Below are 25264 nucleotides of genomic sequence, written 5' to 3'. Positions count from 1 at the left end.
CTGCCGGTGAGTTCTGCCTGAGTCATGGCCTGCAATCTAGCCGGAACACAGCCGCCTGCAAGCGCTGCCTAGAACCCGTTTTCGATGCGTTCGAAGATGACGTTGGTGAAGGCCGATATCTGGCTGCCGATGAACGGACCGGTCAGCGCCACGACCAGCATGATGGCTACGATCTTGGGTACGAAGGTCAGGGTGATTTCCTGGATCTGGGTCAGGGCCTGGATCAGCGCGATGCCGATGCCGACCACCATGGCAACCAGCACCACCGGCGCGGACGCGACGAGCACCGTCCACACCGCATACTGGACGATGTCTAGGGCGTCGGCCTCGTTCATGTGAGCGCGCCTCTATTGAACTGTCTAGCTGGCCGGCTTTATCGAAACGCCCGCGCCGACCGGCACTTCGGTGCCGTTCTGCAGCACGGCGATCACGCCGTTGCTTGCAAGCCTGACCGAGGCCACGACGCCGGTCGTCTTGCCGTCGGCCGAGGTGATCGAACGGCCGATCAGGGCATCGGCCTGCGACAGCGCCGACGACTGCATGATCTGGTCGAGCTTGGTGTTGGTCTGCACCGATTGCTCGACCTGCGAGAAGGTGGCGAGTTGGGCGACGTACTGCGTCGAATCCATCGGTTTCGTCGGATCCTGGTTCTTCATCTCGGCGATCAACAGCTTCAGGAACGACTGGTAGTCGACCGCTGTCTTCGACGTCTGCTGGGTACCCTGGTTGGCGCCCGTGGGGATCGTCGTCGTCATGTCCACATTCATCAGTATTGTGCTCCCACGGCCAGCGGGCGCTTCGCACCCTGAACATCGTCATTGCCGCCAAGTGCGCGGCGTTCGAGCGGATAAAGCGCGCGGATAGCCTTCAGCGCTTCATAGATATGGTCTTCGCCGACCATGCGGTCGATCTGCTTCAGCGCGCCACTGATCTGCTCATCCTCGAAGCTTGCCAAAAGCAAGGGCAGCGAGCGGCGGAACATGGCGCGCGCCTCGATGGCGCCGGCCGGGTTCATCAGCATCACCTGCAGGATGAAATAGAGCTGCTTGAGCGGCGTCGAGGCATCGTCGGCCTGGATGACATGGTTCTCGAGCAGGAACTGTACGTCGTTCATCAGCTCGACGGTGACCTTGCGGTCGACGCGGATGACGGCGCCGTTGATGTAGATCTTCTCGTTCGGCTTCAGCGATATCTTCAGCGTGTTGGTCATTGAATGCCGTCCCGGATGATCTGGGACACTTCGATCAGCCCTTCGAAATTGTCGGTGCGGCCCTGGCGGATGTCCTCGGCCTCGCGCAGCAGCCACAGGCCGATGGAGATGAGGTTGGCGCGCAGTTCCTTGGGCAGGACATTGTCGCTGGAACCGAGATCCTCGACGAAGGTGGTCCAGACCCGGTTGGTGAAGTGCAGCGCTTCGACTGCCTCCATCGAGGTGTGGCCGACCGCCGCCGCCGCCGCCAGCATTTCGATCGAGCGGGTCAAAAGCTGCCGCTCGCGATCTTTCGCATCGGCAACGGAGTCGGTCTGGATGTCGGCGTAGGAGAATTGGTACATCGTTTGGCTCTACCGTTGCGGTTGAGATTGTCAGGTCAGGTAGTTCAGCAGGCTCATCTGCTGCAGGCGCGCGGTCAGCGCGAAGGACGTCTCGATATGCTGCGTCAGATCCGCGACGCGGGTGGCGGCCTCGGCCGGATCGACGCCCTCCAGATCGAGGATATGGCGCTCGAACAGGTCGACCTGCGTCTTCATGCGGTCGCTCGCGTCGGAAACACGCTTCTCGGCAAGGCCGGTCTCGGCCTGCAACTGGCCGAGTCCGCCCAGCGCCTCGCCGACCATCGCCTGGGCGCGACCGACGACGGTGGTCTTCGCCGCCTGGCTGATGTTGCCGGAGAGCAGGCCGGTGACCAGGGCGGAAGCCATGGCGAGCTTGCGGATGCTGTCTTCATTGGCGCTGGCCGAGGTCTGGGTGGTTTCGCCCAGCGAAATGCGGCTGACGATCTGCTGGTCGGTGGCGTTCGACCAGTTGGCCTGCCAGCCGGCGCCCATGAACTGCGGCACGACATTGCTGGTGATGAAGCCGTCCATCTGGGCGGCGGTGATGTTGGCGGCGAGCGGATCGGTCTGCGTGAAGCCGAAATACGACGAGAAGGAAGCGTCGAACGCCGCCTTGGCCGGCGAGCCGGCGGCGGTGAAATCGTCGATCGGCTTGACGTCGGTGTTGGTGCCGGCAAACAGATATTCGCCGTTGACGCTGGCATTGAGGATAGAGGTCATCTGCTGCACGGCGGCCTTGCCGGCTTGCTGCGTGATGGTGCTCGAGGAATTGCCGGCGGCGGTCAGTGCGGTCAGCAAATTCTGCGCAGTGTCGGAAAGCTGGCCAAGCGCAGCCTGCGTCGAGGACAGCCGAGCGGTGACCAGCGAATTGGAATCGATGATGACGTTCAACCGGTCGAGGTCGCGCGAGAAGGTGACCGCCTGCGAGGTGCGCGCGCCGAGCGCCAGACCGACATCGGCGACGGTGCCGGTCGTCGATTCCTTAGTGGCTTTGACCAGTTCGCCCTGCATGCGCATCTGCTGATAGCGCGCGGCGTTGGAGAGAGCGGCTGAGGAGACGGATGTGGCTTTCATGGCTTATCCCACGGCATCGAGCAGGGCCGACAGCATGTCGTCGACGGTTTTCATCATGCGCGCCGAGGCCTGATAGGTGTGTTCGAGGTCGAGCAGCAGCGACATCTCCTGGTCGACATTGACGCCGGTGTCGTTGGACAGCGCCTCGGCGGTGCGCGATGCCAGCGCTTCCTTGGCGTCTGCATTGCTCGAGGCCTGCTGGCGCTGGCCTTCGAACCAGCCAATGGCATTGGCGGCGTAGTCGGAGACGCTGGACGTCACGGTGATGCCGGCCGCAGCGTCGAAAGGCATCGGCTTGTCGAGCTTGTCGCCATAGCCGATCAAGAGCTGCGAATAGGAGGCGTTGCCGGCGGTGTTGGCGATATACGCCGCACCATTGGCGCCGCCGTCGCGCAGCAGCACCGGATTGCCGCCGACGCTCGGGTCCATTGCGGCGTTGACCTTGATCGAGCCGGCAAGCCCGTCGATCAGCGTGCCGGCGGCCGGAATGGCGGGCGCACCCGACCAGGTGAACAGGCCGGTTCGGTCGGGCTGCGAAGGTGCTGTTTCGGCAAAGGCGGTGATGAGGCCGCGCGCCACTTCGTCGAGCTGGCTCTGCATCGTCGCCGCGACGCCGTCGCGCAAGGTAATGAGCCCGGCGAGCTTGCCGTCGGCGCTGGTGTTGCCGCCAGCCCCGGCGCTGACCGGCACATTGTCGATGTAGATGGTGTTGCCTGGTGTGCCGGCCGTGTAGCCCGGCGACGGGGTGAAACTTACCGAGCGCGGAATGGTCTCGAACAGTGTCGTGCCATCCTTGGTGGTGATGACCATGTCGTTGTCGCCCCGCGTGAAGGTTGACACCGGCACATAGTCCGCGATCTTCTTCAGCAAAGCGTCGCGCTGGTCGAGCGCGTCGGATGCGTCGGTACCCGAACGGGTTGCGGAGATGACCGCCTTGTTGGCGTCCTGGAACTGACTAAGCAGCGAGTTGAGATCGTTAACCGCCGTTGATATCTCGCCATCGGCCTGGGTGCGGAAATCCTGGATCGCGTTGGTGCCGTCGTTCAGAGCGCGCACCACCTGCTGGGCCGCGTCGATGACGCTGGAGCCGAGGTTCTGGTTGGATGGCGTAGCGGCGTAAAGCTGCAGCGCGTTCTGCAGCTTGCCGATCGCGGTCGAGGCAGAGGAGGCGTTGTCGACGCCGTTGACGGCAACGGCGAGGCGGTCAATGCCGCTGTAGAGCGTGCTCTGGCCGCTCCAGGCCGATTGCGCGCTAAGGTTCTGGCGAAACAGCAGGGCGTTGGTGGCGCGCTGGATCTCGACCGAGCGCGCCCCGGGCGCGCTGCTGACGACGACCGCCGTGCGGCGGGCATAGTCGGGGTTGCTGGCGTCGGCAATATTGCGGGAAAGGACGCTGGTCTGCTTCGATGTGGTCTGAAGCGACTGTTGGGCTATGGTCAATGCGGAAGTCAGCGACATGCGGGTCTTTCACGAGGCCAGTGGGGAGGGGATGACGTCTCTGCCCTGTCGGCGGCGTCGGCGTTCGGAAACCTGCAATCCCAGACCACCCCGGCCGGTTTGCCGGTGTGGCCTTGAATTCGAAATCCGCGCACCGCGCTGCTCTGGTTTGGGTTCATTCCCCTGGCGCCCGTCGTTTATCTCTTCAGGTTGACAAGGACATCCATGAGGTCGGAACCGGTCTGGAACACTTTCGAGTTAGCGGTGTAGCTGCGCTGCGCCGCGATCATGTTGGTCAATTCCTCGGCGATATCGACGTTGGAATTTTCCAACGCGCCGGAGATGATGCTGCCGAGCTTGCCTTCATTGGCGAAGCCGATGCGCACGGTCCCGGAGTCGGTGGACTGTGCATAGACATTGCCCGGCAGTGCGGTGAGGTTATCGGCGCTCTGGACGTCAGCCAGCGGGATCTTGAACAGCGGCTTGGTCGAGCCGTCCTGATACTGGGCGTAGATGACGCCGTCCTCACCGATCTGGATCTTTTCGATCGTGCTGGGCGCGTTGCCGTTGACCTTGGCTTCGGAGACCGTGAAGCCGGTGCCGAGCTGGGTCAGCTTGGACAGATCGAGATCGAGCGACGCACCGCCCGGCACGGGGATGGTGATTGAGTCGACGGCGCCGGTGAGTTTGCCGGTGGTGGTGTCGAAGGTCAAGTTGGCCGTGGCCAGCGCACCGCCCGTATAGGGGAAGGATGTGCCCGGCGTCGCCTGGGACTGGTCGAACACAGAGACCGACCAGGTGCCGGTGCCGGTGTTGGTGAAATAGACGTCGAGCAGCTTCTTGTTGCCGAGATTGTCGTAGGTGACCATCGAGGACTTCGACGTGTATTCCGCGGTCGGGCTGTTGGTGGAAGGCAGCGGACCGGCGGGCGGCGTGGCGCCAGCCGGCAGATTGGCGTTGAAATTGCCCGTGGTGCTGGGCGTCGCCGTCATTTCCTGGTCGGAGATCTGGACCGGCACCAGTCCTTCGAAACCGTTGGCGGTGGCAGCCGGCGTGCCGTTGGCGTAGCTGTAGGCCATCAGCTGGTAGCCGGCGGCGTTGACCAGTCTGCCCTGAGCGTCGGGAACGAATGCGCCGGCGCGGGTGAGGAAGGGCGTCCCGCTGGGGTCCTGGACGACGAAGAAACCGTTGCCGTTCACCGCAAGGTCGGAAACCGAAGTCGTGTACTGCAGCACGCCCTGGGCGCTGATGGCCGAGCGGATGGTGGTGTTGACTCCGCCGGAATTATAGGCGCCGCCGACCTGCGGCATGATCAGCGTCGAAAACTCGGCCGAGGATCGCTTGTAGCCGGTGGTGTCGGAATTGGCGATGTTGTCGGCTGTCGCCGAAAGGCGGTTGGCCTGCGCGTTCATGCCGGAAACGCCGGTCCGCATCATTCCGTAAAGGCTCATCGAAACGTCTCCTCAATGCCCAACATCGTTGGGCCCATGTCTGTGGTCGCGAGGATATAATTTTTGTCTTGCGCGAGGCTGGCGCAGACCGGCATCAGAACACCAGCCGGTAGCCGAGGAAGCGCTTGGAATCTATCGGGTCCTGACCAAGCTTTTCGCGCAGTTTCTTGCGCAATTTGGAGATGTGGCTCTCGACCACGTTCTCCTCGACCTCTTCGTCGAAGATGCCGTAGATGGCGTTGAAGACCTGGGTCTTGGTGACGCGGCGTCCGCGGTTGCTCGCCAGATATTCGAGGATGCGGCGTTCGCGGCGCGGCAGAGGCAGCGGCTGGCCATCGATCTCGGGATCGCGGCCATCCATGAAGATGCGCATGGCGCCGATCTCGGTGTAGCTGACGTCCTCATGGGCGCGGCGGCGGATGGCGGTGATGCGGGCCAGGATCTCCCGGATATGGACCGGCTTGCGTATGACGTCGTCGACCCCGCTCTCGAACAGCCGCAGCGTATTTTCAAGCGAGTGCTGTTCGCTCAGCGCAATGACCGGAGCGCCGGTGCGGTCGCGGATCTGGCGTGGCGAGATGGCGCCTTCGCGGCAGTCGCCGATGAGGAAGGCTCGGACCGATCGCAAATCCGTGTCGGCGGCCGATGTCACCCACTCGCCGAATTCACCGGACGCGAAGCCTGCACAGGCGACGCCCTCACGATCGAAAAGTGAATTATAGCCTTCAGTTACGAGCTCACGCTCGTCAACGATTACAATCATCGGCCCCGCCTCCGAATCAGATCATCTGCCCCGTGGGAAGAGCCGTAACCGGTGCCGGGAATCCTGAACAACCATCATTTCTTGTAGCTATTTTCTTGGGAGTTATTTCGAGTTTCGAAATAACCGCAATCAGGAGGTTGTATCGTTGGTTGCCGAACGGGTGACGTGGCACGTCACCCGCCGGGCGTGGATTTGCAACCGTTCGCAAGAGATTATTCACCTAAGGGTTGCAAAAGTTGCGGGCGTTCGGGGTCCATTTGCCGAAGCCGGTGGCGACCATATTGGCGATGACGCGGCAGACATAGAATTTCTGCGCGGGGTCATTGTCGGGGCCGGCGTGGTAGCGGGCGACGGCCATCGACCAGCTGACATGACGAGCATGCAGGCTGGCCAGGAAGCGCGCGGCATAGTCGACATTCTGGCGCGGGTCGAGCATGTCGTCGACGCTGCGGAAATGCGCGGCGTGATAGTGATGGTTGATCTGCATGCAGCCGAGGTCGATCAGCGTCTTGCCCTCACGTCGGGCTGCTTCGAAGGCGGCCAGGGCCTCAGTGCGGCTCCTTGGAAAGACCGCTTTTCCCTCTATATTCAATGCGTTAGGTTGCAAGCTACCCTTCTTGCCGGTCTCGGTCAGCCCGACCGCATAGAGGATGCCGGCGGGCACGCCATAGCGGTCGGCGGCACGCAAGATCTCGGGCTCGCAAGGGTTGGTGGCGGCGTTGGCAGGCCCGGCGATGAGGCTAGATAAACATATCCTCGCCATCGCGCTCGCGAGCAGGCGCGCCAGCGCGGCCGAATTCCTGGGCATCGTCATTGCGGTTTCTTCCCGACTGCTGGCCGCCCGAACCCGTATTGTTGCCGCTCGAGTTTCCGGGCTGAAAAGCGGACTGGTCGCGGCCTTGCGGCATTGGCTGCGAGTTCGCTGCATCGCTGCGAACCCCTGCGTGGACTGCTATCGAAGGTTGCAGGATGGTGACCTTGTCGACATCGAAGCCGAGCCCGCGCAACGACTTCACGATGGCGTCGCTATCGGTGGCGAGACGGCGGTAAGCCTCATGGGTTTCGGGCTTCAATTCTATCGAAAGTTGTTCTCCGGAAAGCCTGAGACTGGCGGTGACCATGCCTAGCTCTGCCGGGTGAAGCTCGATCTTCAATATATGTGTCGGAACGGCAACAGAACCGGCCGTCTGGGCGCTCGTCGACGGCGTCGAAACCGCTTGCCGCAGTCCGTTGTCCGAAGCCAGCACGTCGATAAGCGCCGAAGTCGTCTGGTTCATCGGGTTTTGCGCCGGGGCCGGGAAGCTCTGTTCGGCGACAATGTCGACGCGCGCAGCGAATGGCGGCTGTTTTCCCTGTGTGGCCGATGCCGCGGAATGGGCTCCATCGACGGACTTCGCCGACGGCGCGGACCGTTTTGCCTCGGGTGCCGAAACGTCGCTTGCCGTCTGGTCCGCCGGTAGAGGAGGCGTCGGACCATCCTGGTGCGGCAGTTTGCCGGACTGGAGCCCGATCGCGGGCAGCTTTTGCCCCTGATCCTGTGCGGAAACGCTGGTACCGGGCTTGGCCCGTTCCGATCGCGTCGTCGTGTCGAGTCTGTTGTCAATGCCGGACGCTGCGCGGTGTCTCTTCAGAGGCGACGTCTGTGCAGAAATGGCCTCGCCAGCGGGCGCCGGTTGCCCAGTCTGTCCATTCGTCGCGATGCCGTTCCCGCTTGTCCGGACCGTTGAGAAATGCCTGATATCGTGCAGCGCCAGCACCAGTGGCAAATGATCCTGCAGCGATCCTGCATCCGCGTCTCGTCCGGCCACCTCAGCATCCTTGGATGGTTTGTCCGGGCCACTATCGGCATGTTCTTTTGCGGCCTTGCCGGCAGCGGATTTCGTCCCCGTTTTGCCAGACTGGGTGTGTGGGATTTCGCTTTTGCCGGGACCGGCAGGGCTGCGTTTGGCCCAACGCAGCTCGTGCGACGCGGCCTCAATTGCTCCGTGGCCTATCGGTGTCGGCGCATCGTCGTCGCCGCGCACCATGTCGCCGAAGCTTTTGTCGCCACCTTTGGCGTTTGAGGCCGACTGCTTCGATCCGGCGTGCGCGGGAGCCGGCAGGGCCTGGCCAACATTGGTGGTCATTTCGGGGCTGCTCCAAGCATCTGGTCGATCAAATCGAGCTGGCGACGCGTCCTCGCCATGGCGGCGTCGGTGGGATCGGTAGGCTCTACTGCGGCGGGGGCCGGCACCGATGCCGGCACGACCGGAGCCGCATCGCTGGCCGAGGCGACTGCAGGCGTTTCCGCCGCCTTTGCCTCTGGCGTGCTCGGTGCCTGCGCGGCCGGCTCACTTGCCGCCTTCGGTTGGTCGGTTGCGGGCTGTTCACTCGACGTTGTGGCGGCTGGCCGTTCCGGCATCGCGCCTTCGACCGGCGGCAGCTCTGGCTCGTCGGGTCTTTCCACTGCCGCGGTCTTGACCGGCTCCTGCCTGGCCGCGGCAGGTGCGGGCTTTTCGGCAGGCAGCGGCGCCGGCGGGGCGATGACTTCACCCGCCACGGCCTGCGCGGCATCGAGCAGGTCGCGGTCGCTTTGCGAAAGCTGGTTCCGATCGATCTTGTCCAGCTTGGCGCGGACCTCGCCGATGGTGCCGGACGTTACCGTGGACAGGCTGGAATAGAGCTGGGCGCGCGGATCGTCCTGATTGTGGATGCCGTCGCGGCCCCGTTCAGCCCTGGCCGAGGCAAAGGCGGAGAGATCGGCAAAGCCGTCGATCGCGGCGCGGCGGGCGATGCGCAGATAGATCACCTTCTCGCGTTCTGGATCCATCATTGCGGTGATGTCGGCGAGCTTGTCCTGGCTGATCGCCATGTGCAGCGTGATGACGCCGGAGACGAAGGCGTCGGCGAACTGGCTGGCATAGGGCGAATAGAGGTAGTCTTCGACGTATTGGGTTGAGGCAAGCGCGAAACGCGCACCGTCGCCTTGCGCGGCGGCGATGCCGACCGAGCGGCGCAGCGCTGCTTCCTCGACCAGCGTGCCGGGGCTGAGCAGGCGAGCATCGTCGAGCAGCGCAAGCGCGCTGACCGGTTGCTCGGTGGCGAGAAGCGAGCCCTTGACCAGCGCCAGAAAGGCACCGACATCGGGGGGCAGGGTCATCGGATCGATCGGCTTCAGCGCCTCGATCGCAGCCGCCTGCCGGCCGTTCAGATAATCGACAATGCCCTTGGCGATGGTCAGGCTTTGCGGGTCGGTCTTGGCGCGCGACACCGCCGCCTCGACGGTGACGGGGTTGCCGCCACTCATGCCATAGACCAGCAAGGCGCGAAAATTCTTCGGGTCGCTGAAATCATCTGCGTCCGCCGCGCGCAGCCTTGTGTCGGCCATTTCGAGCAGCTTGGCCTGCATCGGCAGCGCGGCGTGATCGCCGGCGGCGATGCGGTCCTGCACAAGCTGCAGCGAGCGCACCAGCTGATAGGGCTGCAAGCCGTCCTCGGCGAAGGCCGATGGCGGATGGACAGCGCTCAGCAGCAGCAGCCCGACGGCGCGGCCGATGATCGCGGCGCGCCTCATCCGTCGGTCGCCATCAGGATTTCGATGCGGCGGTTCGCGGCCGCCATCGGGTCGGCTGCAATTTTCGGCTCGCGATCGGCGAAGCCGGCGACCTCGGTGATGCGGCGCTCGTCGACGCCGCCGCGCACCAGCATGTAATAGGCGGAATGGGCGCGCGCCGTGGACAGCCGCCAATTGTCGTAAGTGTCGCTGCGGAACGGCCGCGCGTCGGTGTGGCCGTTGATGCTGATCGTGCCTTTCTGCTCGTTGACGATGCGGCCGATCTTTTCCATCGCCAGCACCAGTTCACGCCTAGGCACAGCCGATCCGATCTCGAACATGCCGAAATCGAACTGGTCCGTGATGGAAATGACGACACCCTTGTCGGTGGCTTCGACGGAGACGCCATCATGCAATTTGTCGCCTGGCTTGAAGGCCTCGGCCAGTTCCTGCTTGACCTGCGCCGCGGCTCTAACAGTGGCGGCCGTCGGCGCTTTTTCTGCGGCTTCGGGTTTGGGTGCGGGTTGTGCTTCGGCGGCTTCGGCCTTTGCAATTTCGGCCTTCGCTGCTTCAGCCTTGGCCTCTGCTTTGGCTTCAGCCTTGGTCAGCGGCTTATCGGAAACGGATTTCGCCAGCGGCTCGAGCGGCGCCGCGGCCACTGGCGGCGCGGCCGGCACGGCCTTCACCTCCGCCACTTGCGTCTGTGCCGCCTTGTCACCCGGCTTCAGGGGATCGCCTTCGATCTTGGTGCGTTCGGCGGTGGCTTCGGCGCCTGGTGCAGCCACCTGCTGCGACCAGAAATCCGGCGCGAACGGGTCGCGGTAGGATTGGCCGCCGGATGCGCCGGTAGCCGGGCCGGACGCCTGCGCGCCGCCATCGCCCTTCTCGCTGACATTTTGCATGACGCCGGTGTCGGTGGCGATTTCCGACAGCACAGCATAGGGATCGGCAAACAGATGCTCGTCGGAAAGATCGGTCTTCGGCGCCGATTCCTTCGATTGCTTCTTGTCCGAGGTGCCGGCGCCGCCGATGCCGTCCTGTCCGGCCTTGCTGGTCTTGTCCCGCGGGTCGTCGGCCGTCAGCCCGACCTTGCTCGGGCCATCGCCGAGGTCTTCGAGGCCCTTGCGGCTGGCGTTGCGATCGACCAGCTTGACCGGATTGAAGTAGCTGGCAACGGCCGCCTTGGTCTGCTCGTTGGCGGCGTTGATCAGCCACATGACGAGGAAGAAGCACATCATGGCGGTCATGAAATCGGCAAAGGCAATCTTCCAGACGCCGCCATGGTGGGCGTCGTCGTGGTCGTCGTGATTGCGCCGCACGATGATGATCTCGTGCCTGGCGTCTGCGGCCTCGACAACGCTCATGACGTCCACTCGTTCATAATAGGGCCCCCGCTCATGATAGGGCCTCCGACAAGGCGGCCGACCATTCGGCAATGCGGGTTTCGAACACCGCCTCGTCAATGGCGACGGTAAGGTCGAAGCCGGGCGCCTCGATGAAATCGAGATTGGCCGCGCGTGGGCCGAGCGAAGCCTTCAGTGCCTCGAACAATGACAGCGGTCCGCGCACGGCGATGCGCACCGCCTCGCTGTCGCCGACGGCTTCGCGGATCGTGCCGGCAAGGGCTTCCAGCGAACGCTTCTGCAGATCGTCGCTGACAAGGCCGCCAATGATGCGCGCAATGGTGGCGCCGACGAGGTCGCTGACCTTGGCCTCCATGATCTCGATACGGGCAGTGACGACCGCGCCGAGATCGCCGCCGAAACTTTCCAGAAAGGCCTTTGCTTCATCGGCATTGGCCTGTCTCTGCGCCTCGAGCGCTGCCTGGTGGGCGATGGCAAGGCGGGCTTCAAGGGCGGCTTCGGCATCGATGACCGCTTCGGCGATCAGCGCGCCGATGTCGGCCTGCGGCGCCGACGTCTCCGGCCTTGGCTCGGCCATGGCCGCGAGCGAGGGCTGGCCGGCACGCTGGCTGCGTGCGCCGAAATCCGGCAAAAGGTCGAAAAGCGCTGCCGAGGCCATGGTCTATACCGCTGCTTCCTGGGCCGCCCATTTGCGCAGGATCTGCGCGGTGCGCTCCTCATTGATGTCGACCATGCGGGCAAGCCGCTCCTGTGGCGCCGGCCTGATCTTCTGGCGAAGATCATCGAGTGGAGTCGGGCCGGGGCGGCTGCCGGGCAAGGCAGCCGGCGCCGGTTCGGCGCCGGCGGCTTCGGGTGTCGGCAGCGAACGCTGGACGTCGTCGAAGCTCGGACCGGCAAGTGCCGGCGTCGGCCGCGCGCTCAGCGCGGTGGCCATTGGCCTCAGGCCGAAGAAGGCGACCAGGAACACCACGACGATGAACGCGCCGGCGTTGATCATCGTACCGGCATGGGTTCCGATCGACGCCATTATGCCCGGCTGTTCGACCGGCTCGCCGTCCAGCCCGTCGATGAACTCGACCGCCGAGACATCGATGATGTCGCCGCGCTTGTCGTCGAAGCCGGTGGCTGAGGCGACCATTTTCTGGATGTCGGCGACGCGCTTGGCGATCTGTTCGGGTGTGGCGTCCTTGCCGAGGATGGTCATCAGCCGCTGCTGGTTGACGACGACGGCGATCGACATCTTGGTGACGGAATAGCCGTTGGAGACTGTGGCGATCTTCTTGGAGTTGATCTCGTAATTGGTGATCTCCTCCTTGCGATCATTCTCCGATGACGTCTGCGGACCATCGGTGCTGGTCGCCTGGGTCTCGGGCAGGTTCTGCTCGACGGTGGCCGGGGTCGAGGCCTGCCTCTGATTGCTGTTTTCGTTGGCGCGCACGGACTGCACGGAACGCTCCACGCGCGACTCCGGATCGAAGATTGTCTCTTCGGTCTGGCGGGTGTCGGTATTGACGTCGGCTTTGACGCTGGCGCGGAAATTGTCGGGGCCGAGATAAGGCGTCAGCGCGCGGCGGATGTTGTCGCCGATCTGCGCCTCGACGGTCTGCTCGACGCCGAGCGTGCGGGCAGCACTTGTGTTGGAGGGATCGTCGCCGGCGGCGAGAAGGTTGCCGTTGGAATCGAGCACGGTAACCTTGTCGGCCGACAGGCCCGGCACGGCGGCGGCGACGAGATGGCGGATCGACATGGCGCTCTTTTCGGCGTCGATGCCGGAATAGCGGATGACCACCGAGGCGGAGGGTTGCTGTTCGTCGCGGCGGAAATTGGCGCGCTCGGACATGACGATGTGAACGCGGGCGGCCTTGATGCCGGATATCGACTGGATGGTGCGGGCGATCTCGCCTTCCAGGGCGCGCACGCGGGTGATCTGCTGCATGAAGGAGGTCAGGCCAAGAGAACCGACATTGTCGAACAGTTCGTAGCCGGCATTGGCGCTGGTCGGCAGGCCCTTTTCGGCGAGCAGCATGCGCGCCTGCGCGGTGGTGCCGGCCGGCACCAGCACGGAGGTGCCGTCGGAGCCGACGTCGAAGCCGATGCCGGCTTCGCCGAGCACCAGGCCTATCTGGTTCACGTCGGAGCGATCGAGCCCGACATAGAGCGTCTCATAGGCCGGGCGGTTGAGATAGACCGAGCCGATGCCGATGACGGCCATCACCAATGCGGCAATGCCGGCCAGCATGGCAAGGCGCCTGACGCCAAATGCCCTGAGATTCGAGATGATGCTCTGGATCTGTTGCGGCACGATTCAAGCGCTCCCAGCATGATATTCCGTGGGAACACTAGACCGCGAAGCTTGTGCGAAGATGATAGAGCATGTCGCCCGGAAGTGCAGCGGTTCCGGGTCAACGACATGCGTCAAAACACAGCCACAAAGCGAAAGGGCCGCGCTGTCGGCGCGGCCCTTCAATTCAAGAAGGAGAAAGCCGGGTCAGGCTTACTGCTTGAACAGCGCCAGGATCGACTGCGAGTTGCCGTTGGCGATCGACAGCGACTGGATGCCGAGCTGCTGCTGGACCTGCAGGGCCTGCAGCCGCGTCGATTCCTTGTTCATGTCGGCGTCGACCAGCGCGCCGACGCCCTTGTCGATCGAGTCCGACAGGTTCGACAGGAAGCTCTTCTGGGTATCGATGCGCGACTTGGCGGCGCCGAGATAGGCAGCGCCCGTGGACAGCTTGGCAAGCGCCGTTTCAACGGCGCCAAGTGCGGTGTCGATGGCTGCCGGAAGGACCTGGGTTGTGCTGGGATCGAAGAAGGTCGTCGCCAGCAGAGCGCCGACGATGCCGCCGGTGCCGGGAAGATCGAGGACCTGCGTGTCGGCCGCCTTGACGTCGATGGTGTCGATGGCGACGGTCGTGCCGGTGCGGTTATAGGACGCGACGATCTTCAGGTCGGAGGTCGCAGCAGCGTCGTTCTGCAGCAGGTTCGAGCCGGCATAGGAGGCGTTGGTGACCGACGACTTGATCTGGTCCTGGATGGCCTTGATTTCGGTCGCGATCTTCTGCTGGTCGTCCTTGCTGGCGCTGCGTGCAGTGACCAGCTTGGCCTTGATCAGGTCGACCTGGTCCTTGATGTCGGTGATGGCGGTGTAGGCGGTGTCGACCTTGCCGGCGCCGAGGCCAAGCGCGTCCTGAACGGCCGAAAGCGCCTTGTTGTCGGACTTCATCGTGGTGGCGATCGACCAGTAGGCGGCGTTGTCGCTGGCGGTGGCGACGCGGTAGCCGGTCGAAATGCGTGACTGGGTGGTTTCAAGCTGCTTGTTGGTGTTGTTCAGGCTCTGCAGCGCGGTCAGAGCCGAAGCGTTCGTCATGATGCTAGCCAAGATATTTACCCCTTTTCAAACACTGGCGTGTCCCGAACACGCCGGATCAACTTCATCAAGGGGGTAGGCATAAGCCCATCGACCGTATGGTCTGCCCGCCATGGAATGGTTAACCATGACTACCGGGATATGGTTAACGGCCTGTTAAACCAAGCCATTCAGGGCGCTGGCCAAGAGCAAAAATCGGCAGCCATTTAGCAAGAAAATCAACAGCCGCAAAAAGAAATCGGGCCGCGCTGTTGGCGCGGCCCGACGGATGGTGTCAGTCGTAATGTCGAGAGATCAGCCGCGGAAGAGCGACAGGATCGACTGCGAGTTGCCGTTGGCGATCGACAGCGCCTGGATGCCGAGCTGCTGCTGGACCTGGAGGGCCTGCAGACGGGTCGATTCCTTGTTCATGTCGGCGTCGACCAGAGCGCCGACGCCCTTGTCGATCGAGTCCGACAGGTTCGACAGGAAGCTCTTCTGGGTGTCAATGCGCGACTTGGCGGCGCCGAGCGAGGCAGCGCCGGTGGACAGCTTGGCAAGCGCGGTTTCAACAGTGCCGAGCGCGGTGTCGATGGCGGCGGGGGTAACCGCCGTGGTGCTCGGGTCGAAGAAGGCAGCGGCGAGCAGGCCGCCGACGATGCCGCCCGTGCCGGCGACATCGAGAACCTGCGTATCGGCAGCCTTGACGTCGATGGTGTCGATGGTGACGGTCGCGCCGGTACGGTTGTAAGCCGCAACGATCTTCAGGTCGGACGCAGCGGCAGCGTCGTTCTGCAGCAGGTTCGAGCCGGCGAAATTGGCGTTGGCGACCGAGGACTTGATCTGCGCCTGGATGGCGTTGATTTCGGTCGCGATCTTCTGCTGGTCTTCCTTCGAGGCGCTGCGGGCAGTGACCAGCTTGGTCTTGATCAGGTCGACCTGGTCCTTGACGTCGTTGATGGCGGTGTAGGCGGTGTCAACCTTGCCGGCGCCGAGGCCGAGGGCGTCCTGCACGGCCGAGTTGGCCTTGTTGTCGGACTTCATCGAGGTCGCGATCGACCAGTAAGCGGCGTTGTCGGAAGCGGTGGCAACGCGGTAGCCGGTCGAGATGCGGGCCTGCGTCTGCTCGAGGGATTTGTTGGTGTTGTTCAGGCTCTGCAGCGCGGTCAGCGCCGAGGCGTTCGTCATGATACTGGACATAGCTACTCGTACCTTGATTTTTACAGGGTGTTTTTGACATACCGGCTTTTCCGGTATGACGGAGCGGCATCATGCCAATGATCGTGAGACCCGATCACCCGCCATCTGCGAGCAATATGCGGGCAAGTCCCTACCAAAGGGCTAAACGGGACGGTTAACCGGAAATATATTGCATAAAATTTTAGCAAGGCGCCAAGGGCGCGCGGACGGTCAGGTGAAGGAGCGCACCAGGCTGCCGACAAGCAGGTTCCAGCCGTCGATGAGGACGAAGAACAGGATCTTGAAGGGCAGCGAAACGACGGTCGGCGGCAGCATCATCATGCCCATGGCCATGGTGATGGTGGCGACGATCAGGTCGATGACGAGGAACGGCAGCACGATCAGGAAGCCGATCTCGAAGCCGCGGCGGATTTCGGAGATCATGAAGGCCGGCACCAGGATGCGCAGGTCGACGGTGTCCCTGGCAACGACCTGGCCGCGTTCGCGGGCGAGATCGGCGAACAGGTCGAAGTCCTTGTCGCGGACATTGTGCAGCATGAAGGTGCGGAACGGGTCCGAAATCTTTTCGAACGCCTCGGTCTGGCTGATCTGGTTGTCCATCAGCGGCTTGACGCCGGTGTTCCAGGCCTGGTCGAAGGTCGGCGCCATGACGTAGAAGGTCATGAACAGCGACAGCGAGATCAGGATCAGATTGGCCGGCGTCGACTGCAGGCCGATGCCGGCGCGCAGGATCGAGAAGGCGATGACGAAGCGGGTGAAGCTCGTCACCATGATCAACAGGCCCGGCGCCACCGACAGCACGGTGAGCAGACCGAACATCTGGATGATATAGCCGACGGTGGCGCCGTCGGCCTTGCCGATGCCGCCGAGATCGAGCTGCTGGGCGGCGGCGACAGAGGTGGTGGCGACGACGATCGCGGCGGCGAGGACGAGTTTTCTCATTCGAGCAGCAATGTCCTGATCAGAACCTGTTTGGCATGGCCACCGCTGCGGATTGCGGCGCGCTCCTCGATGTCGGCTTTCAAATGCTGGTAGCCGCTGGCACCTTCGATCTGATGCATCTTCAGGGTGCGGACCATGGCCAGCAGGTCCTGGTGAATGCTTTCGGTGAGTTCGGGCGGCTGCGGCGCATCGTAGATCACTGACGCTTCCAGCCTTATCCAGGTGTCGGCAGGCGAAGCCAGATTGGTGGTGATCGGCGCCAGCTGGACAAGCGTCGGCCCGGTGCCGGGAGCATGTTCGGCCGCCTTGCTCGGTTGCTCGGCATTGGACTGGTTCTCCGGTGCGGCGGGCACAGGCACCGGTCCCCCGACGCCCTTCAGATAGCCGCCGGACATCCAGCCCATGCCGATCGCGGCGCCCGTCACCGCCAGCAGCATCGCAAGCTGGATGACAAGCGACGGGCCCTTTTTTTGCTGAACCTGTTCGACATTTGCCACGGCGCCGTTCTCCAGTCCTAAAAGGGGAGGACTTGGTCGAGGATCTGCTGACCGTAAGCGGGCTGCTGGATTTCGCTGACGCGGCCGCGGCCGCCATAGGAGATGCGCGCCTCGGCGATGCGTTCATAAGAGATGGTGTTTTCAGCGCCGATATCGGATGGACGCACCATGCCGGCGATGGTCAGCACCCTGAGCTCGTAATTGACGCGCACCTCCTGTGAGCCGCGGATCATCAGATTGCCGTTGGGCAGGACTTCGGTGACGACGGCGGCGACGTTGAGCTCGAGGTTCTCCGAGCGCTTGATTTCGCCGTCCGCATTGGTTTCGGTGGTGGAGCTCAGCCCCGCGTCGCCCTTGCCGCTGGTGGTGGCACCTTCCCATCCGAGGTTGACGTCATAGCCGAGCTTGCGCCCGGCGGTGCGGCTGCGGTCGTTCTGGTTCTTGAAGTTGGCCTTGTCGTTGAGCTTGATCCTGACGGTGAGGATGTCGCCGTCGCGCAGCGCGCGTGGGTCGGTGAACAACCGGCTCTGGCGATCATCCCACAGCGAGAATTTCTTCACTGGCGCGGGTGGCGTTTCGGGATAGGAGTAGGGCGCATTGACGCTGCCGGTAATGCCGGTGCCAACCGGCGACAGCGCCGGCTCCCTGCCGATCTCCCTGGGGTCGGAGGCGCAGCCGGCAAGTGAAGCGGTGGCGACCAGGGCGAGTATATGCGACTTCATGACGGGTCTACCCTTCGCGCCGCGCTGGCCATAATGCCGGTGAGCGTGGCTGCCGCCTTCTGGTCCATTTCGTTGAGAATGACGCCGGCCTTGCGCGAATCGAGTTTCATCAGGATGGCGGCGGCGAGATCGGTGTTGACCATGGCCAGGCGCTCGGCCGCGGCATCCGGTTTCATGCCGGCATAGATCTTGACGACGCCATCCTCGGCGCGGGCCAGGAAAACTTCACGCCGCTTCAGCCATTGCTCGTATTCGGCGCGCTTGTCGTCCAGCGCCTTCATGCGCTGGTCGATGCCAGCCTGCAACTGCTTCAACTCTTCGGCCTGCAGCGCGTAACGGCGGTCGCGGGCGGCGTCGGCGATGTTGGAGCAGAAGCGCTGGATCTCGCTTTCATCGGGCACCTTCTCGCGGACCAGCTGCTGCACTGCCGCCGGCTGTTGCCCGCCAGGAAGAACCTGCCGCACCGCTTCTTCCGCGCGAACAGTGCCGCCGGCAAGGACGGTGGCGGCGATGACGCAAGCTGCCAAGGCTGCGCTTCGGCGGTGCTGCTTTTGGGAAAAGAAATCGATCATCGGCATGGCCTATTGGAGAACCAGATCGGCCTGCAAAGCGCCGGCCGACTTGATGCCTTGCAAAATGGCAATGATGCCGTCCGGCTTGACGCCGAGACGGTTGAGGCCCGACACCAGCGTTTCGAGGTTCGGTCCGTCGAGCACATTGACGCGGGCGTCAGGCCGCGTGGCATCGATGGTGGTGAAGGGTTCCTCCGCTGTCACGCCCTTGGAGAACGGTTCCGGCTGGACGATCTTCGGCTGTTCGGTGATGCGCACGGTGAGCGTGCCGTGGCTGATCGCCACCCGCGAGATCTTGACCTCGTTGCCGATGACGATGGTGCCGGTGCGTTCGTCGATGACGACGCGTGCCGGCGTGTCGGTCTCGACCACCAAATTCTCGATCTCGGCGTAGAAGCGCGCCGCCGAAACATTCTTCGGCCGCCTGATCTGCACGGTACGTGCATCGCGCTCCGCCGCCACGCGCATGCCGAAGCGTTGCGAGGTGTAGCCGTTGATGGCGTCCGCGATGCGAACGGCAGTGGAGAAATCGGGGTTGCGCAATTGCAAGGTGAGCAGCGCCTGGTCCTCGAATTCGGCGCGCACCGTGCGCTCGACGATGGCGCCGTTGGGCACGCGGCCGGCCGTCGGCACGCCCTGCGTCAGCTTTTCAGCATCGCCTTGGGCAGTGAAGCCGGAAACGATGACCGAGCCTTGCCCGACAGCATAGATCTCGCCATCGGCCGCCTTCAGTGGCGTCATTATCAGCGTGCCGCCGGCAAGCGATGTGGCGTCGCCCATGGAGGAGACGTCGATGTCGATGCGGGCGCCCGACTGCACGTAAGGCGGCATGTTGGCGGTGACGATGACGGCGGCGACGTTCTTGGCCCGCGCGCTGCCACCTTCGGTGGCGATGCCGAGATTTTCGAGCATGGCGCGGATCGACTGTTCGGTGAAGGGCGAATTGCGCAGGCTGTCGCCCGATCCGGCGAGGCCGATGACGAGGCCGTAGCCGACGAGCTGGTTGTCGCGCGAAGCCTGCAGCTGCGCAATGTCCTTGATGCGCGATGCGACCTGGCCGGGTGGCAGAGAGCTTGGGCCGTTGGAGACCCTGAACATGCGGTTGGTGGTGGCCGGATCGTATTCGGGATCGACAAAGGCGCCGCCATTCTGGCCGGCAAGATCGCGCTTTTGCTTCGGCGTAAGACCGTCGGCCAGCGCCGGCTGCAGGCCGACAACGGTCGCGAGCAGAAGGGCAGCTCCGCGTCTCATGACGCGCTGACCCGGATGGTGCCGTCAGCCATCACCGTGCCGGAAAAGATCTTGCCGCTGTCTGTGTTGCGGACCTTTATCAAATCGCCGGCGGCACCCGGCTGCAGCGACACCGCCGTGGCCGAAATGGTGAGGTCGCCGGCGATGAAATAGACCTGCACGTCGGCGCCCTGTTCGACCAGCCAGGCGTCGCGGATGGCGGCGACCGGGATATAGCGGCCGGGCAGCAGCGTGCGCTTGGCGACCTTGCCCTGGAGTTCCATGGCCCGCGTGGCGACCGCATCTGGCCTGTGCTTGCCGGGGAGCAGCGTCACCGGTTTCAGCACGCCGGTGTCGATCATCTCGCCGGGATAAATGGCCCGGTTGGGGATCAGAACGATCTCGCCCGTTGCCTGACTGCTCGCGACCTGAGTGGTGGTCTGCTGGTCTGCGCTCTCCTGGGCAAACGCCGGCACACCGCCGGCCACCAGCGCCAGGATCAGCGCGGTGCGGCAAAGCGCGGAGCGGAAGGCCGGAGAGACCATCAAATCTTACCTGATGTTCTTGGACACGACGGAGGCCATGTCGTCGGCGGCCTGGATGACCTTGGAGTTCATCTCATAGGCGCGCTGCGCCGAGATCAGCTCGGTGATTTCCTTGACCGGATCGACGTTGGAGGCCTCGAGATAACCCTGCTCGACCGAGGCGAAGCCGGGATCGCCGGGCACGCCGACATTGGCCGGGCCGGAGGCCGGCGTCTCCTGGAACAGATTGTCGCCGAGCGGCGCGAGGCCTGCTTCATTGGCGAAGTTGGCGAGCTGCAGCTGGCCCAGCAGCTGGAGGTCGGTCTGGCCGTCGATGCGGGCAAAGACCTGGCCGGTCTTGTTGACGACAACTTCGATGGCATCGGTCGGCACGGTGATGGCCGGGATGACATTGGCGCCGTCGACGGTCACCAGCTGGCCGGTGGCGTTGGTGTTGAAGGCGCCGGCGCGGCTGTAGAGCGTGCCGCCGTCGCCGCCCTCGATCTGGAACCAGCCTCGGCCGGTCAGCGCCATGTCGAAACTGTTGCCGGTCGAGGTCAGTTCGCCCTGGGTATGGACGTTGCGCACCGCCGTCGTCTTGACGCCAAGGCCAATCGACACGCCTTCCGGCACAAGCGATGAATTGGAGCGGTTGGGCACGCCCTGTGTGCGGTCGACCTGGTAGAGCAGGTCGGAGAATTCGGCGCGCGCGCGCTTGTAGCCGGTGGTGTTGATGTTGGCGATGTTGTTGGCGATCACTTCCAGATTGGTCTGCTGGGCATTCATGCCGGTCGCTGCGATGGCGAGTGCTTTCACGGCAAGTCTCCTCAGATGCCCATACGGCTGATTTCGAGATAGGCGGAGACGACCTTGTCGCGGATGGCGATCGTGGTCTGCAGGGCCTGCTGGGCGCTCATGACGGCGTCGACGACCTGACGGGTATCGGCGTGGCCCTTGAGCGCCTGGATCGAGACCTGCTCGGCGTTCTGCAAGGTGTTGACGGTCTTTGAAGTAGCCTGGCTCAGCGCTTCGGCGAAGGTGGCGCCGATTTCGCTGCCGGCCATCGGCGCCCTGGTGCCCTGGAACAGGTCGGTCGTGGTATCGGCGCCACCGATCTCCGGCTTGAGGGGAAGCGATCCGATACCGCCAATGCCGCTGATCATTACTGGTTCCTCATCAGGTCGATGGTCATGGAGATCAGATCACGCGCCTGCTTGATGACCTGAAGGTTGGCTTCGTAGGAGCGGTTGGCCTCGCTCATGTCGGCCATCTCGACCAGCACGTTGACATTGGGCATCTTGACGTAGCCCTTGTCGTCGGCGGCCTCGTTGCCGGGCTGGAATTCGACGGGAAAGTCGCTGGGGTCGCGGTCGATGGAGTTGACCTCAACTGTCGTGCCACCCGAGGCACGGTCGAGTTCCGAGACGAAACTGATGGTCTTGCGGCGATAGGGGTCAGCGCCCGGGGTGTTGCCGGTCGACTGCGCGTTGGCGAGATTTTCCGAGACGACGCGCAAGCGGTCCGACTGGGCGCTGAGGCCGGACGCGGCGATCTTGAGGGCTGAGGTCAAGGGGTCCATTGTCAGCTCTTCACCGCCATCATCATCATCGAATGGAAGGCCTTGACGATCGCGGTGTTGAGCTCGAAGGAGCGGCGGACCTCGCCGGCCTTCATCAGTTCGTTCTCGACCACCACCGTGTTCTTCGAGGGCATGATGGCGCCGGTCGTCTCTTCTGGCTTGACCGTGAAGCCGGCATTGGTGGCGGCAGTGCCGAGGTGGCCTGCCTGGGTGGCGGTCAGCGACACTGCCGTGCGGTCGAGCACCTTCTCGAACGGCTCGACATCGCCGGCGGTGTAGCCGGGCGTGTTGACGTTGGCGATGTTGCCGGCAATGGCAGACTGGCGCACCGACAGCCATTGCGACTGTTTGGCGGCGAGATCGAAAAGATTGACGGGCTCCATGGGGATCTCCGGGCTGGTACGAACAAGACTAGGCTGCCAGTCTTGCGCGGACCTTGCGCGGCTCGGGGGTGAATCCGGTGTGCCGCTATTTGGAGAGTTCGATCACCTGGTCGGTGCTGGTGACCATGACCCACTTGCCGCCCCGTTGCTCGATCGACGAGACGACGCTGGAGTCGGGCAGCTTCGAGCCGCGCTGGACGATCCACAGGCCGGCATCGTCCTCGATCATGGCGCGGCCATTGGCGACATGAACCATGCGAAATTTGGGATCCGCCGGGAAGGGCTGCTCGTCGACGCCGGAAGGCTGGGTCCTATCCTCGGGATCCTGCAGCGTGCCGGTGGCGAACAGGTCGACATCGGGAACATCGTTTGCCGTCAGCGGCTGACCGCTGTTTTCCATCTGCGAACCGCCGCTGACCCGCCCTGCATTGGTGCCGCTGCCGCCGAACTTGATCGCCTGCACGCCGAACTGGTCCTGATTGAAGAAGATATACCAGGGAAACAGCGCGCAGATCAGGCCGAGCGTGATGCCGAGCGCGGCAAAGACGATATCGCTGCGGCGGTCGGATTTCTTGTCGAGCCTGGGATATTGCGGCCTTGGCGGCTGCGGCCATTCGGTGACCGGGAACAGCCCGTCAAGAAGCGAGTCACGACTGGTCTCGATCGCTTCTTTGGGGCCGGCGCGAGAGGTCCTTGGCAATGCAGGCTTGACGACGCTGGGCAAGGCAGGCTCGGCCAAGCGAGGCACAGTGGACTCGACTACGCTGACTACCCTGGGCAAGAATGGCCTGGCGGCCCTGGCCAGAATGGCCTCAGCCTTGGCGGCCTTGTCGAGATCGGCCTTTGCCCTGACAGCTCTCGCTTCGTTGGCCCGGGCTTCCTCGGCGGCACTGGCCTCTGCGATCATCTCGCGCAAAAGCCGCTCGGTGTACTGAAGCTCAGTCTCCTGCATCGACACTTTGCTTGCCTTTCAGATGACGGGCGAGGTCGGAGAATGCGTCGCTCGAGGCGCGATCCCTGGGCGACTGCGTCAGCGCCTCGTAGATCAGCGGCACCTGGCGCACGGCAATATCGAGCTCGGCATCGGCGCCGCCCTGATAGGCGCCGAGCAGGCGGATGTCGCGCGTGTCCTCGAAGCGCGAGATCATCGATTTCAGCCTGGTCACCAGCATGCGTTGCTCGGGGCTCCATGCCTTGTCGGCGAGGCGCGAGATCGACGACAGCGGATTGACCGGGGGGTAGCGGCCCTGTTCGGCAATGGCGCGGTCGAGCACGACATGGCCGTCGAGGATGCCGCGTACCGAATCGGCGACCGGGTCGTTGTGGTCGTCGCCGTCGACCAGCACCGAGATGATGGCAGTGATTGATCCCTGTCCTTTGACACCGGGGCCTTCAGCGCCCGGGCCAGCGCGTTCGAGCAGCTTGGGCAGATCGGTGAAAACCGAAGCGGGATAGCCGCGGGCGACCGGCGGCTCGCCGGTGCCGGTCGCTACCTCGCGCAGCGCATGGGCAAAGCGGGTAATCGAATCCAGCACCAGCAGCACGCGATGGCCCTGGTCGCGAAAATGTTCGGCAACGCGCATGGCGGTATCCGGCGCGCGCCGGCGCATCATGGCGCTCTCGTCACTGGTGGCGACGACGGCGACCGTCTTGGCCATGCTCTCTGCGCCGATCGTGTCTTCGAGGAATTCGCGTACCTCGCGGCCGCGCTCGCCGATCAGCGCCACGACCACGGTGTCGAAGGCGTCGGCGCCGGCCAGCATGGCGAGCAGCGTCGACTTGCCGACGCCGGAACCGGCAAAGACGCCGAGGCGCTGGCCGAGGCAGAGCGGCGTGAAGATGTCGATGACCTTGACCCCGGTCGTGAAGGCGGTGCCGACGCGCTGCCGCGCCATGGCGCCGGGCGTTGTGCCGTCGCCGCTCGCAGCCTCGCCGATCCTGATCAGCGGCGGGCCGCCGTCGATGACGCGGGTCAGCGCGTCGATGGCGCGCCCACGCCACGAAGCATGCGGCGTTACCGTCAGCGGGCCGCGGCGAAACACGGCGTCGCCGATGCCGGCGTCGGCGCTGCGTTCGAAAGGGGCGATGACGACTTCGTCGCGGCCGATCCTGACGATCTCGCCGCGGCGCGTGCCGGCATTGCCGCGCTGTTCGACGAGGTCGCCAAGCCTGGCGACTTCAGACAGGCCGCGCACCTTGTAATGCGTTGGCGAAACCTCCGAAACACGGCCGCCGCGCCGCAGCAACGTCTCGGTGTCATCGAAGCGGCGCCAGATCCGCTCCAGCGCAGCCAGCCGGTTTTCCGGTGCTGTCTCCGGTTGCCGTTCAAGCGCGCGTATCGATGATTTGCTGCTCGACATGCTGCTACGACTTGGAGCCGAGCGTCTTGATGGCGTCGTCGGTCGAGGCATCGGTCTGGCGCATCAGCGCCGCCGTGTTCTCGAAGGCGCGCTGGACCATGATCAGGCGCGTCATCTCCAGCACCGGATTGACGTTGGATTCCTCGACATAGCCCTGCGCGACGCCGAGATCGGAACGGTCGGTGACCGGCTCGGGCGCACGCGCGGGCACGATGCCAGAATTGCCGTAGCGGACGAAGTTCGGACCGGGGTCGAAATTGAACAGGCCGATGGCGCCGACAAGCTTGTCGCCCTGGCGCAGCGAGCCGTCGGCGCCCGCCTTGGGCGGACCGTCGCGCGGGTCGAGCTGGATCGGCGCGCCGCCGGCATCCAGCACCGGATGGCCCTCGAGCGACATGAGTTCGCCGTTCTCGTTGATCGAAAACCGCCCGTCGCGCGTCATCACGATGCCGGCCGGAGTGTCGATGCCGAACCAGGCATCGCCCTGGACGGCGAAGTCGAACGGGTTGCCGGTCTGCGTCATCGCGCCATGGGCGCCGGACAAATAGGTCTTGCCGGAGGACGCGAAGGACACGGACTTGGGACCTGTGCCGGAGACGACATCCTCGAACTTCACGCCGGTGGCGCGAAAGCCGATGGTCGAGGCGTTGGCGACATTATCGGCGATGGTGTCGAGACGGCGCTCAAGCGCGATCTGCGAGGAAAGGGCGACGTAAAGGCTGTCCTGCATAGTG

Annotated in this window: 29 protein-coding genes; all 29 read right to left on the bottom strand. The window is 64.0% G+C overall.

From position 1 onward, the window contains the following. Nucleotides 1-68: 68 nt before the first annotated feature. Nucleotides 69-335, bottom strand: a complete 267-nt coding sequence (fliQ, locus tag NKK52_RS18880; RefSeq protein ID WP_023671896.1) for a flagellar biosynthesis protein FliQ — start codon at nucleotides 333-335, stop codon at nucleotides 69-71. Nucleotides 336-359: 24 nt separating this feature from the next. Next, nucleotides 360-767 carry a flagellar hook assembly protein FlgD gene (gene flgD / locus NKK52_RS18875; RefSeq protein ID WP_023683289.1) on the bottom strand — a complete coding sequence of 136 codons (408 nt, stop codon included), beginning with the start codon at nucleotides 765-767 and terminating at the stop codon, nucleotides 360-362. Continuing rightward, nucleotides 767-1210: a flagellar biosynthesis repressor FlbT gene (flbT, locus tag NKK52_RS18870; protein ID WP_023683290.1), complete on the bottom strand. Its 444-nt coding sequence runs from the start codon at nucleotides 1208-1210 to the stop codon at nucleotides 767-769. Before flbT ends, flgD begins: the two co-directional genes overlap by 1 nt. After that, on the bottom strand, nucleotides 1207-1554 hold the full coding sequence (flaF, locus tag NKK52_RS18865; protein ID WP_023671893.1) for a flagellar biosynthesis regulator FlaF: 348 nt from the start codon (nucleotides 1552-1554) through the stop codon (nucleotides 1207-1209). Before flaF ends, flbT begins: the two co-directional genes overlap by 4 nt. 30 nt (nucleotides 1555-1584) lie before the next feature. Beyond that, on the bottom strand, nucleotides 1585-2628 hold the full coding sequence (locus NKK52_RS18860; RefSeq protein ID WP_023683291.1) for a flagellar hook-associated family protein: 1044 nt from the start codon (nucleotides 2626-2628) through the stop codon (nucleotides 1585-1587). Between the two features lie 3 nt (nucleotides 2629-2631). Beyond that, the gene (flgK, locus tag NKK52_RS18855; protein WP_023683292.1) at nucleotides 2632-4086 is read right to left on the bottom strand and encodes a flagellar hook-associated protein FlgK; all 1455 of its coding nucleotides are present in this window, start codon (nucleotides 4084-4086) and stop codon (nucleotides 2632-2634) included. A 176-nt stretch (nucleotides 4087-4262) separates the two neighbouring features. Continuing rightward, nucleotides 4263-5516, bottom strand: a complete 1254-nt coding sequence (locus NKK52_RS18850; protein WP_023683293.1) for a flagellar hook protein FlgE — start codon at nucleotides 5514-5516, stop codon at nucleotides 4263-4265. Between the two features lie 94 nt (nucleotides 5517-5610). After that, nucleotides 5611-6279: a response regulator transcription factor gene (locus NKK52_RS18845; RefSeq protein ID WP_023683295.1), complete on the bottom strand. Its 669-nt coding sequence runs from the start codon at nucleotides 6277-6279 to the stop codon at nucleotides 5611-5613. A 220-nt stretch (nucleotides 6280-6499) separates the two neighbouring features. After that, nucleotides 6500-7042 carry a transglycosylase SLT domain-containing protein gene (locus NKK52_RS18840; protein WP_023683296.1) on the bottom strand — a complete coding sequence of 181 codons (543 nt, stop codon included), beginning with the start codon at nucleotides 7040-7042 and terminating at the stop codon, nucleotides 6500-6502. Beyond that, nucleotides 7020-8405, bottom strand: coding sequence for a flagellar hook-length control protein FliK (fliK, locus tag NKK52_RS18835; RefSeq protein WP_023683297.1), 1386 nt, complete (start codon nucleotides 8403-8405; stop codon nucleotides 7020-7022). Before fliK ends, NKK52_RS18840 begins: the two co-directional genes overlap by 23 nt. Next, nucleotides 8402-9832: a MotC family chemotaxis protein gene (locus tag NKK52_RS18830; RefSeq protein WP_023683298.1), complete on the bottom strand. Its 1431-nt coding sequence runs from the start codon at nucleotides 9830-9832 to the stop codon at nucleotides 8402-8404. The genes fliK and NKK52_RS18830 overlap by 4 nt, the downstream gene beginning before the upstream one ends. Then, nucleotides 9829-11175: a MotB family protein gene (locus NKK52_RS18825; RefSeq protein ID WP_023683299.1), complete on the bottom strand. Its 1347-nt coding sequence runs from the start codon at nucleotides 11173-11175 to the stop codon at nucleotides 9829-9831. The genes NKK52_RS18830 and NKK52_RS18825 overlap by 4 nt, the downstream gene beginning before the upstream one ends. A gap of 31 nt (nucleotides 11176-11206) precedes the next feature. Continuing rightward, on the bottom strand, nucleotides 11207-11833 hold the full coding sequence (locus NKK52_RS18820) for a hypothetical protein (protein WP_023683300.1): 627 nt from the start codon (nucleotides 11831-11833) through the stop codon (nucleotides 11207-11209). Nucleotides 11834-11836: 3 nt separating this feature from the next. Next, nucleotides 11837-13477 carry a flagellar basal-body MS-ring/collar protein FliF gene (gene fliF, locus NKK52_RS18815; protein ID WP_023683301.1) on the bottom strand — a complete coding sequence of 547 codons (1641 nt, stop codon included), beginning with the start codon at nucleotides 13475-13477 and terminating at the stop codon, nucleotides 11837-11839. Nucleotides 13478-13669: 192 nt separating this feature from the next. Then, nucleotides 13670-14554 (bottom strand): flagellin N-terminal helical domain-containing protein, encoded by an 885-nt coding sequence (locus NKK52_RS18810; protein ID WP_023683302.1) that lies wholly within the window; start codon nucleotides 14552-14554, stop codon nucleotides 13670-13672. Between the two features lie 282 nt (nucleotides 14555-14836). Continuing rightward, nucleotides 14837-15721 carry a flagellin N-terminal helical domain-containing protein gene (locus NKK52_RS18805; RefSeq protein ID WP_023683303.1) on the bottom strand — a complete coding sequence of 295 codons (885 nt, stop codon included), beginning with the start codon at nucleotides 15719-15721 and terminating at the stop codon, nucleotides 14837-14839. 210 nt (nucleotides 15722-15931) lie between these two features. Continuing rightward, nucleotides 15932-16663, bottom strand: coding sequence for a flagellar type III secretion system pore protein FliP (fliP, locus tag NKK52_RS18800; protein ID WP_023817295.1), 732 nt, complete (start codon nucleotides 16661-16663; stop codon nucleotides 15932-15934). After that, nucleotides 16660-17160, bottom strand: coding sequence for a flagellar basal body-associated FliL family protein (locus NKK52_RS18795; RefSeq protein WP_023683304.1), 501 nt, complete (start codon nucleotides 17158-17160; stop codon nucleotides 16660-16662). Before NKK52_RS18795 ends, fliP begins: the two co-directional genes overlap by 4 nt. 17 nt (nucleotides 17161-17177) lie before the next feature. After that, entirely contained in the window at nucleotides 17178-17882 is a 705-nt protein-coding gene (gene flgH, locus NKK52_RS18790; RefSeq protein ID WP_023673654.1) for a flagellar basal body L-ring protein FlgH, read from the bottom strand. Beyond that, complete coding sequence (locus tag NKK52_RS18785) at nucleotides 17879-18460, bottom strand: MotE family protein (RefSeq protein WP_023673653.1); 582 nt, start codon at nucleotides 18458-18460, stop codon at nucleotides 17879-17881. The genes flgH and NKK52_RS18785 overlap by 4 nt, the downstream gene beginning before the upstream one ends. Nucleotides 18461-18463: 3 nt before the next feature. Further along, on the bottom strand, nucleotides 18464-19705 hold the full coding sequence (locus NKK52_RS18780) for a flagellar basal body P-ring protein FlgI (RefSeq protein WP_023683306.1): 1242 nt from the start codon (nucleotides 19703-19705) through the stop codon (nucleotides 18464-18466). After that, complete coding sequence (gene flgA / locus NKK52_RS18775; RefSeq protein ID WP_023683307.1) at nucleotides 19702-20229, bottom strand: flagellar basal body P-ring formation chaperone FlgA; 528 nt, start codon at nucleotides 20227-20229, stop codon at nucleotides 19702-19704. Before flgA ends, NKK52_RS18780 begins: the two co-directional genes overlap by 4 nt. Before the next feature lie 6 nt (nucleotides 20230-20235). Continuing rightward, nucleotides 20236-21024 (bottom strand): flagellar basal-body rod protein FlgG, encoded by a 789-nt coding sequence (flgG, locus tag NKK52_RS18770; protein WP_023673650.1) that lies wholly within the window; start codon nucleotides 21022-21024, stop codon nucleotides 20236-20238. Nucleotides 21025-21035: 11 nt separating this feature from the next. Beyond that, entirely contained in the window at nucleotides 21036-21371 is a 336-nt protein-coding gene (gene fliE, locus NKK52_RS18765) for a flagellar hook-basal body complex protein FliE (protein ID WP_023683308.1), read from the bottom strand. Continuing rightward, complete coding sequence (flgC, locus tag NKK52_RS18760) at nucleotides 21371-21787, bottom strand: flagellar basal body rod protein FlgC (protein ID WP_023683309.1); 417 nt, start codon at nucleotides 21785-21787, stop codon at nucleotides 21371-21373. The genes fliE and flgC overlap by 1 nt, the downstream gene beginning before the upstream one ends. A 2-nt stretch (nucleotides 21788-21789) precedes the next feature. Beyond that, nucleotides 21790-22170 carry a flagellar basal body rod protein FlgB gene (gene flgB / locus NKK52_RS18755; protein ID WP_023683310.1) on the bottom strand — a complete coding sequence of 127 codons (381 nt, stop codon included), beginning with the start codon at nucleotides 22168-22170 and terminating at the stop codon, nucleotides 21790-21792. An 85-nt stretch (nucleotides 22171-22255) separates the two neighbouring features. Then, nucleotides 22256-23122, bottom strand: a complete 867-nt coding sequence (locus tag NKK52_RS18750) for a hypothetical protein (protein WP_031203984.1) — start codon at nucleotides 23120-23122, stop codon at nucleotides 22256-22258. After that, entirely contained in the window at nucleotides 23109-24530 is a 1422-nt protein-coding gene (gene fliI / locus NKK52_RS18745; RefSeq protein ID WP_023686339.1) for a flagellar protein export ATPase FliI, read from the bottom strand. Before fliI ends, NKK52_RS18750 begins: the two co-directional genes overlap by 14 nt. A 4-nt stretch (nucleotides 24531-24534) precedes the next feature. Continuing rightward, nucleotides 24535-25260, bottom strand: a complete 726-nt coding sequence (flgF, locus tag NKK52_RS18740) for a flagellar basal-body rod protein FlgF (protein WP_023683481.1) — start codon at nucleotides 25258-25260, stop codon at nucleotides 24535-24537. Nucleotides 25261-25264 lie beyond the last annotated feature (4 nt).

Origin of the sequence: Mesorhizobium sp. C277A (genome assembly GCF_040324395.1) — a bacterium.
In the GTDB taxonomy this organism is placed as follows: domain Bacteria; phylum Pseudomonadota; class Alphaproteobacteria; order Rhizobiales; family Rhizobiaceae; genus Mesorhizobium.
Note: the sequence above shows the minus strand (reverse complement) of the source record. Positions and strands in the feature narration are given on the sequence as shown.

What these genes read in the sequence shown, in the direction of transcription:
- fliI (WP_023686339.1), bottom strand. Translation starts at nt 24,530, where the DNA reads ATGTCGAGCAGCAAATCATCGATACGCGCGCTTGAACGGCAACCGGAG.
- NKK52_RS18860 (WP_023683291.1), bottom strand. Translation starts at nt 2,628, where the DNA reads ATGAAAGCCACATCCGTCTCCTCAGCCGCTCTCTCCAACGCCGCGCGC.
- NKK52_RS18820 (WP_023683300.1), bottom strand. Translation starts at nt 11,833, where the DNA reads ATGGCCTCGGCAGCGCTTTTCGACCTTTTGCCGGATTTCGGCGCACGC.
- flgC (WP_023683309.1), bottom strand. Translation starts at nt 21,787, where the DNA reads ATGGACCCCTTGACCTCAGCCCTCAAGATCGCCGCGTCCGGCCTCAGC.
- flgA (WP_023683307.1), bottom strand. Translation starts at nt 20,229, where the DNA reads ATGGTCTCTCCGGCCTTCCGCTCCGCGCTTTGCCGCACCGCGCTGATC.
- NKK52_RS18845 (WP_023683295.1), bottom strand. Translation starts at nt 6,279, where the DNA reads ATGATTGTAATCGTTGACGAGCGTGAGCTCGTAACTGAAGGCTATAAT.
- NKK52_RS18780 (WP_023683306.1), bottom strand. Translation starts at nt 19,705, where the DNA reads ATGAGACGCGGAGCTGCCCTTCTGCTCGCGACCGTTGTCGGCCTGCAG.
- fliE (WP_023683308.1), bottom strand. Translation starts at nt 21,371, where the DNA reads ATGATCAGCGGCATTGGCGGTATCGGATCGCTTCCCCTCAAGCCGGAG.
- NKK52_RS18840 (WP_023683296.1), bottom strand. Translation starts at nt 7,042, where the DNA reads ATGGCGAGGATATGTTTATCTAGCCTCATCGCCGGGCCTGCCAACGCC.
- NKK52_RS18825 (WP_023683299.1), bottom strand. Translation starts at nt 11,175, where the DNA reads ATGAGCGTTGTCGAGGCCGCAGACGCCAGGCACGAGATCATCATCGTG.
- flgB (WP_023683310.1), bottom strand. Translation starts at nt 22,170, where the DNA reads ATGGAGCCCGTCAATCTTTTCGATCTCGCCGCCAAACAGTCGCAATGG.
- NKK52_RS18850 (WP_023683293.1), bottom strand. Translation starts at nt 5,516, where the DNA reads ATGAGCCTTTACGGAATGATGCGGACCGGCGTTTCCGGCATGAACGCG.
- fliP (WP_023817295.1), bottom strand. Translation starts at nt 16,663, where the DNA reads ATGAGAAAACTCGTCCTCGCCGCCGCGATCGTCGTCGCCACCACCTCT.
- fliQ (WP_023671896.1), bottom strand. Translation starts at nt 335, where the DNA reads ATGAACGAGGCCGACGCCCTAGACATCGTCCAGTATGCGGTGTGGACG.
- flgH (WP_023673654.1), bottom strand. Translation starts at nt 17,882, where the DNA reads ATGAAGTCGCATATACTCGCCCTGGTCGCCACCGCTTCACTTGCCGGC.
- NKK52_RS18785 (WP_023673653.1), bottom strand. Translation starts at nt 18,460, where the DNA reads ATGCCGATGATCGATTTCTTTTCCCAAAAGCAGCACCGCCGAAGCGCA.
- NKK52_RS18750 (WP_031203984.1), bottom strand. Translation starts at nt 23,122, where the DNA reads ATGCAGGAGACTGAGCTTCAGTACACCGAGCGGCTTTTGCGCGAGATG.
- NKK52_RS18805 (WP_023683303.1), bottom strand. Translation starts at nt 15,721, where the DNA reads ATGTCCAGTATCATGACGAACGCCTCGGCGCTGACCGCGCTGCAGAGC.
- fliK (WP_023683297.1), bottom strand. Translation starts at nt 8,405, where the DNA reads ATGACCACCAATGTTGGCCAGGCCCTGCCGGCTCCCGCGCACGCCGGA.
- flbT (WP_023683290.1), bottom strand. Translation starts at nt 1,210, where the DNA reads ATGACCAACACGCTGAAGATATCGCTGAAGCCGAACGAGAAGATCTAC.
- NKK52_RS18830 (WP_023683298.1), bottom strand. Translation starts at nt 9,832, where the DNA reads ATGAGGCGCGCCGCGATCATCGGCCGCGCCGTCGGGCTGCTGCTGCTG.
- flgK (WP_023683292.1), bottom strand. Translation starts at nt 4,086, where the DNA reads ATGTCGCTGACTTCCGCATTGACCATAGCCCAACAGTCGCTTCAGACC.
- flaF (WP_023671893.1), bottom strand. Translation starts at nt 1,554, where the DNA reads ATGTACCAATTCTCCTACGCCGACATCCAGACCGACTCCGTTGCCGAT.
- flgF (WP_023683481.1), bottom strand. Translation starts at nt 25,260, where the DNA reads ATGCAGGACAGCCTTTACGTCGCCCTTTCCTCGCAGATCGCGCTTGAG.
- flgD (WP_023683289.1), bottom strand. Translation starts at nt 767, where the DNA reads ATGAATGTGGACATGACGACGACGATCCCCACGGGCGCCAACCAGGGT.